The 3,160-nt window shown below is 62.4% G+C and carries 3 protein-coding genes; all 3 read left to right on the plus strand.

The genetic code is table 11. The annotated features are described in order from the left end of the window. The first annotated feature begins 234 nt into the window (after positions 1-234). Positions 235-1,401 carry an IS110 family transposase gene (locus tag GY937_21685; GenBank protein MCP5059324.1) on the plus strand — a complete coding sequence of 389 codons (1,167 nt, stop codon included), beginning with the start codon at positions 235-237 and terminating at the stop codon, positions 1,399-1,401. 340 nt (positions 1,402-1,741) lie between these two features. Beyond that, positions 1,742-2,233 (plus strand): VOC family protein, encoded by a 492-nt coding sequence (locus GY937_21690; GenBank protein ID MCP5059325.1) that lies wholly within the window; start codon positions 1,742-1,744, stop codon positions 2,231-2,233. A gap of 189 nt (positions 2,234-2,422) precedes the next feature. Then, on the plus strand, positions 2,423-3,160 hold a 738-nt coding region (locus tag GY937_21695; GenBank protein ID MCP5059326.1), incomplete at its 3' end, for an SRPBCC domain-containing protein.

Below are 3,160 nucleotides of genomic sequence, written 5' to 3' on the forward strand. Positions count from 1 at the left end.
CCGAAGCACACTCCGCATTCGCGCCACGGAATGGGCATCGACCACCCAAAACGAGATCCGTCAGCGTCAATCGCCGCGCGGCACGCTGAAACATTGGAAAGCCAGCTTCTCAGCCAACTTTCGTGCATAGTTCAGGCTAAACGCCGATCCGTTAGAGCCTATGCCCATGGGCTCCGGACAAGAAAAGGCCACTGCTGTAAACCTCCTTGAACTAACACACCAAGGAGAGACACCTTGTCCAAGCAAACAGCAGCGGCCTCAATGATCAAGACTAGCGAAGCGGAGGAGACCCTGATGGTCGCCTTGGAGCTCGGCGAGAAGGGCTGGCTCGTAGGCTTCTCGGGCGGCTTCGGTGAGAAGGTCGTACGGCGCAAGATCGACTCGCGGGACGGGAAGGCCTTGCTGGGAGCCATCGCCTGGGCCCGGGAGAAGCTCGGCCTCGGAAGGGAAGTTCGGGTGGTGAGCTGCTACGAGGCAGGCCGAGACGGCTTCTGGATCCACCGCTTCCTCGTCGCGAACGGTGTGGAGAATCTCGTGGTGGATTCCGCGAGCATCGAGGTCAATCGCAAGAAGCGTCGTGCGAAGACGGATCGGATCGACGTGGTGGCGCTCCTCGACCTGCTGGCCCGTCACCTGGCCGGGAGTGTGAAACCGGTGTGGAGCGTGGTTCGCGTGCCTTCGGTGGAGGATGAGGATCGGCGTCATCTCCACCGAGAGCTGAAGCTCGCGAAGAAGGACCGGACGCGGGTAGGCCACAGGCTCAAGGGTTTGCTCTCGAATCAAGGGCTCACCCTGAACCTGCGGCAGGACCTGGAGAGGCAACTCGCAGCCATGCGGCTCTGGGACGGATCGCGGCTTCCTGCGGGGCTTCGTGCAAGGCTTCTGCACTACGCCCAGGACTACGCGCATGGGACCAAGCGAATCCGTCGGCTTGAAGCCGAGCGCCGGAACATTCTTCGCGAGGGAAAGAACGAAACCCTCGCCAAGGTCCGCCAGCTCTTCAGCCTGAAGGGAGTTGGAATCAATACGGCCTGGTCGCTCGGAACCGAGTTCTTCGGGTGGCGAGACTTTCGCAACGGCAAGCAGGTGGGCTCGATGGCGGGCCTGACGCCAACGCCCTTCGACAGTGGAACGAAGAGTCGGGAGCAGGGGATCGGCAAGGATGGAAGCCGCTGGATCCGGAGCGACGCAATCGAGTTCGCTTGGGGGTGGTTGCGGTTCCAGCCGGAGAGCGAACTCTCGAAGTGGTACCAGCGTCGTTTCGGCTCTGGTAGCTCCCGGCTGCGAAAGATCGGGATCGTGGCCCTGGCACGAAAGCTCCTCGTAGCGCTGTGGCGCTTCCTCGAGACCGGCGTGATTCCGGGAGGAGCGGTCCTGAAGACCGACCTCCGCGTTCGCTAGGAGAGAATCGACTTGTTGACCCGAAGGAATCCTGGTGCGGGCGGCTCGAATCGCCGCCAGGTGCCCCAGAGGCCCCGCCCGTTAGAAGGGGCCGCCCGCCCAGAGGCTTCACCAGCGCAGAAAGCGTACAAAGGCTCAGGTGTCCGGTGCTAGGCATCGGCACGGATAGAAGGTCGTTCGCGGGCATCGCCCCCGACCCTTCACGAAGCCGCCAGGCCCTTCGATCTCAAAGATACATCGTGGAGACTTCAGTGTAGAATCAACCGGTCGACTCATTGGGGGTTGACGGCAGAGCCAACATAGAAGGCGGCGATTCGGACTTTTGAGGAGGGCTCGGGAAGTGGACTACGGAGTGATATGTCCGTGTATTGCAGTCAAGAACTTGGCCGCGTCAAGGAAGTTCTACGAGTCGATCGGTATGGAGGTCATCGACGAGATGACAGTCGACGGTCTTCGTGTTGTCCTGAAGAGCGGCTACTTCCGCCTCGCACTGATGACGTTCCTGAGCGAGAACTCTCTGAACTTCAGAGGCGCGGACGTCTTCGCTACGCACAACAGAGCTTCAGAGAGGCTCCCGGGCCTGTCGGGGCAGCCCGTCCGGCGCCGGCCAGATGACGAGAACGGAGAAGGTGAGTCCTGGGCAACACATGATCCGGACGGGAATCACATCTTCCTCGATACCAATCCCACCGATCTGGGCGCAGCCGATCGCGAGTCACGGATTGCGGAAATACTGACGGCCACTGAGCGGCAGCTTGAAGTCCATGGTGCCAGCGAGGATTGCCTTCAAGCATTCCGAGACGGGGTGCTCTCCAAATATGGTCGCGTGTAGTACACCGATTTCGGTTTGCCGCGGCAGCGCAAGACGCCGCCCAACAAGGGCTTGCAACATCAGACCGAGCCACGTCAGCCATGGCAAGGCATGGTACAATCGGGCTCCACTCGGCAGGCTCAACGAGGATCGAAGGTCGGCCTGGCAGTCGAGCCGCGTGTCCGTTGGGCGGCTGGAGGGAGCGTCCAGATGGCACAGATTGCTCATCTCGTTCGAATCCGTGCAACGCCGGAGAAGGTGTACCAGCGCGTAGCTAGCACCGCGGGAATCGCGGAGTGGTTCACGCAGGCCTTCTCTCCCGACTATCGCGAGGGCGGCACACTGGAACTACGCTTTGACGATGAGCCCGTCTCGTTCACGATAGCTGAGTTGACGGAGCCCTCTCGCATCGTCTGGCACTGCACGACCAAGGAGAATTCCTGGTTCAACACAGACATCGCCTTCGAGTTCGAGGCGAGCGGCGACCGCACGGTCGTGCGCCTCGATCACGCCGGGTGGCCAGAGGTCACGGATCGCTTCCGCGATTGCAGCATGAGCTGGGCTTACTTTCTAGAGAGCCTCCGATCGCTTCTGGAGGAGGGTCGGGGTACCCCAGAGAGCTTGGCACCCGCGTGCGAGGGCGCGCCTGGATCCGCCGGGGGACCCGGGCGCCGGCGGGTAGCGGTCCGGGGGAGCCGGGGAGTTGGTCGCTGGACGGTGGAGCAACTCAAGCTGGGTCCTGTCGGCGCACCGCCGGCCATTGCGGCTCGGGTTCTTGCCGGCATCCTCCTCGGGCCATTCGCTGCAAGACGGGGCAATCAGCGACGGGTGTGGTTCATGCTCGCATTGGCCGGTTGTTTCGTTCTCGCGGGGCCAGCTACCAGTGCTCTCGGCCTCCCCGCATCGGCCCCGGGGCTCGTCCGGATCGCCGTGAACCTCTGTGTCATC

Source organism: bacterium (assembly GCA_024228115.1).
Lineage (GTDB): Bacteria > Myxococcota_A > UBA9160 > UBA9160 > UBA6930.